The 7278-nt window shown below is 40.5% G+C and carries 5 protein-coding genes and 1 pseudogene; 5 read left to right on the forward strand and 1 reads right to left on the reverse strand.

Translation table 11 applies throughout. The annotated features are described in order from the left end of the window. Positions 1–204 precede the first annotated feature (204 nt). Together tpiA and KH943_RS08215 are read left to right on the forward strand one after the other, a co-directional pair. The gene (gene tpiA, locus KH943_RS08210) at positions 205–975 is read left to right on the forward strand and encodes a triose-phosphate isomerase (protein ID WP_304109882.1); all 771 of its coding nucleotides are present in this window, start codon (positions 205–207) and stop codon (positions 973–975) included. A gap of 131 nt (positions 976–1106) precedes the next feature. Beyond that, positions 1107–1244: pseudogene (locus KH943_RS08215) on the forward strand (helix-turn-helix domain-containing protein); the annotation flags it as partial. Between the two features lie 115 nt (positions 1245–1359). Here the strand turns inward: KH943_RS08215 and gshAB are convergent. After that, a complete protein-coding gene (gene gshAB, locus KH943_RS08220) occupies positions 1360–3645 on the reverse strand; it encodes a bifunctional glutamate--cysteine ligase GshA/glutathione synthetase GshB (RefSeq protein ID WP_304109883.1) in 2286 nt (761 codons plus the stop codon). A gap of 323 nt (positions 3646–3968) precedes the next feature. Between gshAB and KH943_RS08225 the strand changes: the two genes are divergently transcribed. The 3 genes from KH943_RS08225 to rplK all read left to right on the forward strand — a co-directional run. Next, positions 3969–5372, forward strand: coding sequence for an MDR family MFS transporter (locus tag KH943_RS08225; RefSeq protein ID WP_304109885.1), 1404 nt, complete (start codon positions 3969–3971; stop codon positions 5370–5372). Positions 5373–5509: 137 nt separating this feature from the next. Next, complete coding sequence (locus KH943_RS08230) at positions 5510–6769, forward strand: hypothetical protein (protein WP_304109887.1); 1260 nt, start codon at positions 5510–5512, stop codon at positions 6767–6769. A gap of 200 nt (positions 6770–6969) precedes the next feature. Beyond that, positions 6970–7278: 50S ribosomal protein L11 (rplK, locus tag KH943_RS08235; RefSeq protein WP_304109889.1), on the forward strand; the 309-nt coding region annotated here is incomplete at its 3' end.

Here is a 7278-nt window from a genome sequence, read left to right on the forward strand (position 1 = left end):
AGTGTGGGGTTTCCCCATGTGAGAGTAGGGCATCGCCAGATTGAATTACAGCGAAAGCGAATAACCCCGTATCGTAAGGTGCGGGGTTTTTGCTTTTTATTACTTATAGCTTTTCTCTAGATAAATGGAATATTCTTATGCAAGAATATACAAAATTTGGTACACTTTCTATGTTTGTATTTCTAATTTAATAGGAGAATAAAAATGGCGCGTCGTCCACTTGTTATGGGTAACTGGAAATTAAACGGTAGCAAAGCATTCACAAAAGAATTAGTTGCGGGTTTAAAAGTAGAATTAGCAGAGGTGAAAGGTTGTGATGTAGCAATCGCGCCGCCTGTAATGTATCTTTCAGAAGTTGAGGAGGCATTAGCAGGTCAAACGGTGATTGCATTAGGTGCACAAAATGTTGATGTAAACATACAAGGTGCATTCACTGGTGATATTTCAACTGAAATGTTAAAAGATTTCGGTGCAAAATATATCATTATCGGTCACTCAGAGCGTCGAACTTACCACGCTGAAAGTGATGAGTTTATCGCGAAAAAATTTGGTGTATTAAAAGCAGCAGGTTTAGTGCCTGTGTTATGTATTGGTGAAACTGAATTTGAAAATGAAGCAGGTCAAACTGAAGTAGTTTGTGCACGTCAAATTGATGCTGTAATCAATGTGTTAGGTGTAGAAGCATTTAATGGTGCTGTAATTGCTTACGAGCCAATTTGGGCAATCGGCACAGGTAAATCTGCAACTCCAGCACAAGCACAAGCAGTTCACGCATTTATTCGTAGTCATATTGCAGAGAAATCTCAAGCAGTTGCAGAACAAGTAATCATTCAATACGGTGGTTCTGTAAATGATGCGAACGCAGCTGAGTTATTCACTCAACCAGATATTGACGGTGCATTAGTTGGTGGTGCTTCATTAAAAGCACCTGCATTTGCGGTTATTGTAAAAGCAGCTGAAAAAGCGAAAGCGTAATAGTTTATCTAACATAGTTAAATTTTTTTAATTAAACGCCTTATGTTAAATGATCTGCACCCTAAAAGTTGGACTAACTAAGGTGCAGATTTTTTATGACCAAATACAATTTTCTTTTCAAGTAACGAGTCATTGAATTTTATCTTCAAAATGGTAAAAAGCGTTCACTTACTCGTAAACACTTCCAACCTGCCAGTAGAACATTGCGACATTGGATTAACCAATTTAATCATGGTGGAATAAATGGGTTAGCTGTCCTAGGTAAGAAATGAAATATGCCATCTAAGCCTAAAAGCGGATAATCTAGCCCTTAAACTAAATAAGTCTAACTTTTTGGGTCAGATTACATAACATTAAGCGTTTTAATTTATTAAGACGTTACCATTACTTCACCTCAGGAAACAACATCTTCATTACATTTTTGGTCAATCGTCTTGATTTGCCTTGGTATGGGAAGATATGCATCATCATCATTGGGTTGAAGTTTGCTTCAATCACGCCCCAGGAGCTAAGCGATGGCTCGGCAGGTTTCGTTAAATCAGGAATAATCAAATCCACCCCGCACACTTTCGCACCCATCGCGTGGGCGATGCCGACAGCAAGTTGTTTATAGCTGTCGTGCATTTGGTCGGTCATATCAATGGAGTCGCCACCCGTGCTGATGTTAGAATTGGCACGTAGTTGCACAATTTGACCGCTTGCAGGCACGCTATCTGGCGTTAAGCCTTGCTCTTTAAGCTGCAACAATTCAATTTCTCCCAAAGCAATTTTTTTCAGTGGCGAACGAGATCCATCGCCACGCAATGGGTCGGTATTTTTTTCAGTGACCAATTCACGCACAGTTTTTACCCCGTCGCCCACCACGTTGGCAGGCACACGGAGCAATACCGCCAAAGTTTCATCGCCTAGCACGAAGAAACGATATTCTGTGCCAACCAAATAATCTTCCACCATCACCTCTTTGTCTTCGCGGAAAGCGATTTCAATCGCCTTAGTGAAGTCTTCACGGTTGCCTACGCCTTGTTGGAAAATCGTGATGCCTAAGCCGTAATTGGTCGATTTCGGCTTGATGACCACCGCTCTACCTTCAAAGAGCGGATAGTGTGCTACAGCTTGTTCCACATTGGTAAACTCAATGCTTTTCGGCACATTAAAACCTGCTTTCGCTAATACTTTTTTAGTCACTACTTTATTTTCCATAATCAGTGGTGAAATGTATTGGTCGTGGCTGGTCATATTACCGTTTTTGACATATTCGAGATGATCGCCAAATTTAAGGGCAAGAAACTGATCGTTTTCATCCAGAATTTCGGTGCTGATGCCTTGTTGAATCAAATCGAATAACAACGCTTGGGTAGAAAGCTCCATATTATCGAATGCTGAGAGAGCATAAAAACGCTCGAAAGCTTGGGCTTTGTATTGTTGTGCAAGTTTTGCACCCAATGCTTTGTAACTGCCTGCTTGCTCAATCGCCTTCAGCAATTTACCGTTTACTGTTTGGTTTGGGTCGGTAAGCTTTGCCAATTTTTCTTCCGTAGCTTTTATCACACTTTCGTCCGCATTGATGGTTTTCAGCATCTCAATAATTTGGTGTAATACCGCCTCACCTTCTGTTTGGAACACCGTTGGCTTACGCGGATCTTCAAGGGCAACTTGATACAAACGTTGTTTGCCAAGTTCTACCTCTTTTTGACCACCTGTTTCATCTAGCCAGAGCATTCCGAGCAAGAAACTGTGAATAAATTTTGCATCGCTTAAACTAATTCCATACGGCTCAAACGGGTTTAAGTCAAATAGGCGGAATTCGGCATATTGCACGCCTTTTTCCAGTAATTCACGTGCCTTTTTCGCCCCACGTAAACGCACGTTGGAATAGAACTCTTTTTCTGCAATCAAACGACCTGCTTTCACTTGTTCTTCTAGCGTTTCCACATAGCTTTCAAGACTGTCGTGGTTCACTACCACATCAGGCGAATTGACATAACCGTAAGGGCTAGAGCGTAAACTCCGCACCAGTTGCCCTTCTGCAAGCGGTGAATTTTCAACACCATTTCGCGAAAAATAATTGGCTTCCACCATTGGCGTTGCCGCAAGCAGATAAACCAAAATCCATTGATAACGCAGGAAATTGTTCGCTAATTTCATATATAAGGCGTTTTGGAAATCTTTGAGTGCCGTATACTCATTTTGTAAGCTGAACACTGCTTTCACAAATTCAGGCGAAAGCTGGAAGTTGTAATGAATGCCGCTTACCATCTGCTTATATTTGCCATAATTTTGCGAGAGATGTTCACGATATTTTACGTCTTCTACATTATCAAGCTGGGCTTCTTGAATCGCACTTTCAGGTGGCAAGCCTGCTGGCATACTAAGCGGAAAAATGAATTCATTTTCAGGCAAAGAACGTAAAACAACTTCGTGAATCGCAGAAAGCCAACGTAGGCTATCTTCAAGCTTATTATTTGGTGGGGTTATCAGTTCTAGCTGACTTTCTGCAAAATCGGTTTGAATATAAGGGTGGTAGGCACGATTACCGAACACCGCAGGGTGTGGTGTAGTGACAATATTGCCGTTTTCATCAATACGTTGGCTCTCTTTTTCCAAGCCAAAATTGCCTTGCTGAAACAGTAGTCCCAACTGATTTTGCTTAATCCATTGCTGTAATTTCATTGTGTGGCCTTTTAATAGGAAAATTATTGTCCACATCATAGCACAATTAAAGGTAGAGTAAATTGCTCAGGTTTATAAGCAAATGGAACGGAATAGAATTTTGGGTTATATCAAGGTTTTGTATATTTTTACATAGTATAATTTACAAACTAATTTCTTCGTTTTAACTTCTGCCAAATCTTCCCTACCCCTCTTTAGCAAGAAGGGGTAGGGGAGATTTACTCGCTGTGCTCACACTTTGTGCCGTTACTAAAGCAACGTTTAAACGCAAGCGTTTGTAGCAGTAGGGATTAGCGGAGCTCATAATAAATTAAGGATCGCAAATGCCCCAATCTCAACCTCGTTCCCAAAACTACAAAGGTCTCGCTTGGGTGGCTGCAATGGCTCTTTTTATGCAAAGCCTTGATGCCACTATTCTCAACACCGCCCTGCCTAGCATTGCATCAGATTTGCATGAACCAGCATTTGAAATGCAGATGGCAATTATCGCCTATTCGCTTTCAGTCGCTCTTTTTATACCGCTTACCGCTTGGGTGGCGGCGAAATTTGGCACGCTGATTGTTTTCCGCAGTGCAGTGGCGACCTTTGTATTGGGCTCCATTGGCTGTGCAGTTGCTCCGAACCTTAACGCCCTTGTGCTTGCTCGCGTGGTACAAGGCATTGGCGGTGCTTTTATGATGCCCGTTGCTCGCCTTGCTATCATTCAAGTTGTCCCAAAACAACAGTTACTCAATGCGTGGAATTTAATGGCAACCGCGGGATTGGTTGGTCCGATTTTAGGCCCTATTCTTGGTGGCTGGCTGGTGATGAATGCCAGCTGGCACTGGATCTTTTTAATCAATATTCCTATTGGTTTACTGGGTATCATCGCTTCTGGGCAAGTTATGAGCAACACTAAAGGCGAAGCAAGCAAACTTGATTGGACAGGATTTTTGCTCTTTTCACTCAGTTTAGTCGGCTTAACGCTTGGGTTAGATTTATTGGGTGAAAGCGAACACAATAAAATGCTCACTTATAGCTCCCTTGCAATCGGAATCATTTTGTTGCTTGGCTACGGCTTCTACGCTCACAACAACGAAAAAGCAATTTTGCCACTCTCGCTGTTTCGTACACGAACCTTCAATCTCGGCATTATTGCTAACACTTTTATCCGCCTTTCTAGCTCAGGCGTGCCATTTTTACTACCACTCATGTTCCAACTTTCATTTGGTTATAGTGCAGAAATGTCGGGTTGGTTACTTGCACCGATTGCATTGATGTCCGTAATTTTTAAAACTCTGATTGGACGAATTTTGAACCGATTAGGCTATAAAACCACGCTTTTACTCTCGTCTATTTTAATGGCAGGTTCAGTGATTTCAATGGCGTGGATTGAACAACAAACCTCATTGGTTTGGGTGGTGCTCAACTTGATGTGGTATGGGGCTTGTATGTCGATGATTTTCACTGCCGTTAACACCCTTGCTGTGGGTGATCTCTCGCCAGAACAAGCAGGTGCAGGTTCAACCATGTTAAGCATCGTGCAACAACTTGGGATTGGCTTCGGCATTGCCGTTTCCTCTATTATTCTGACGATGTACCGCCAATACTTCGGCAACGAAGGAGAAGGCCTGCAACAAGCCTTTAGTTCCACCTTTTTAACCTCAACTATTTTTGCCATTTTGCTAGTGTGGACAGTCTTAAAATTACACAACACCGATGGCGATCATTTGCGTAAAAAAGTCTAGAAAAAAGACCGCTTGTTAGTGTTGAAAAATTAGCCATTTAATACTAGAATGCTAGAAGAGAGTATCTAATATCATGGATGTGCTAAATTAGCAAGAAGCAGATTTTTGTGTATTTACTATAAACGTGAGGTCTTAAAATGAAAGTGAGAGTATTAGTTATACCTGCAGTAGTTGCTTTAACAAATGGTAGTGCATTTGCCAGCAACTTGGCATGTAGTGGTAGCTATGGTTTCCGTGTGGATGTAAATGGAACGATTGGTAATACTGTTTGTGCATCAACCGCACAAGACGTTCTTGATGCAGCCAAGGATTTAAAAAAATCTAATACGACTTATACAGAAACATCATCTGCCTTTGGTGTTGGACGTTTTAATGGTGTGAATTTCAATATCAAATATGATGAGAATTCAACTGAATTAACATTTGATTCTGATGATATTAACGAGCATAAGGTTTTCAAAGGTAATACGCGTAATGAAACGGAAGATCAATTAGAAGATTGGTTTAAAAAAAGTGATGTTTCAACTAAAATCATGCAACATCAATCTAAAAACTCAGCAGCTAGCCCAATTACAGGTTCTGGTGGTTTGATGACCTCTTTAGCAGCTGTAGATTATGCAACGGGTATAGAAGGTGTAAGCAATATTTCTACTACTTCCACAGCAAGCGGTACATCTACGGCAAGCGATGGTAATAGTACAGGAACAATCAATATTTTAGGTACAATGTTAACCGGTGGAGCATATAAAGTTGCAGATACAGGAGAACGTATTAGAACCACTACATTACCTTTATCTTATTCTATTGGCACAAGTACAAAAGATGATCGTTCACAACTGATTTTTACTTTACCTTTAACCATGTACCAAGTCAGTAAAGCTAAAGGATACCATGCGGGCTTTGGTGTAGCACATCGCTTTCCTGTAACAAGTAAATGGACTTTAACACCAGGGGTTCGTTATGCTTTAACTGGCTCTGTTAATCGAGCAACAGTTGCAGCAGTATACAGTGGTAGTTTAATGAGTATTTATCAAATTCCTGTGGGATCGTGGAGCGTATCTATGGGTAATATGGTTGGTTATTATAAAACAGGGAAATTTAAAGTAGGTGATTATTCATTTAACCCTAATATTAATCAAACGATGTTTCGTAATGGTTTGATGCTCTCTCAACCAATCGAATTAGCTAATACAAAATTAGCAATAGAATATTCTTTTGTTGATACGCGTTATGTTGGTAGTGATAAACCATTTATGAGTAATATGCAGGAATTCGGTATAACATTAGGATTGCATAAAAATCAAGAGGAGAAACTATCGGTATTTCGTGCAGGTGTGAACTATATTAATGCAAAAGGTAGTAGAGGGGTAACTTTTAACGTAGGTTACTGGTTCTAAGAATTTAGCGGTTGAATTTTATAGATTTTTTGCAAAAGTGAAAAATGCTTGAAAAACGATCACGATTTTTGTAGAATCCACGCCCATTACGAGCCACATTATTTATAGCGTGGCTCGTATTTTTGTGTAGCACATCGTGCTTTTTATTATAGGGGAGCAAGTTAAACTTGCGTTATCACCCACTTAGAGGAAACTTAAAAATGGCAAAAAAAGTCCAAGCATACGTTAAGTTGCAAGTTGCAGCGGGTATGGCTAACCCATCACCACCAGTTGGTCCAGCATTAGGTCAACAAGGTGTAAATATCATGGAATTCTGTAAAGCATTCAACGCTCGTACTGAGAGCTTAGAAAAAGGTTTACCAATTCCTGTTGTTATCACTGTTTACGCTGACCGTTCATTCACTTTCGTCACTAAAACTCCACCAGCAGCAGTATTATTGAAAAAAGCTGCAGGTATCAAATCTGGTTCTGGTAAACCGAACAAAGATAAAGTGGGTAAAGTAACTTTA

The organism is Haemophilus parahaemolyticus (assembly GCF_018373095.1).
Classification (GTDB): Bacteria; Pseudomonadota; Gammaproteobacteria; order Enterobacterales; family Pasteurellaceae; genus Haemophilus_A; species Haemophilus_A parahaemolyticus_A.

Coding starts and splice junctions, on each gene's coding strand:
- tpiA (WP_304109882.1), top strand. CDS start 205: ATGGCGCGTCGTCCACTTGTTATGGGTAACTGGAAATTAAACGGTAGC.
- gshAB (WP_304109883.1), bottom strand. CDS start 3,645: ATGAAATTACAGCAATGGATTAAGCAAAATCAGTTGGGACTACTGTTT.
- KH943_RS08225 (WP_304109885.1), top strand. CDS start 3,969: ATGCCCCAATCTCAACCTCGTTCCCAAAACTACAAAGGTCTCGCTTGG.
- KH943_RS08230 (WP_304109887.1), top strand. CDS start 5,510: ATGAAAGTGAGAGTATTAGTTATACCTGCAGTAGTTGCTTTAACAAAT.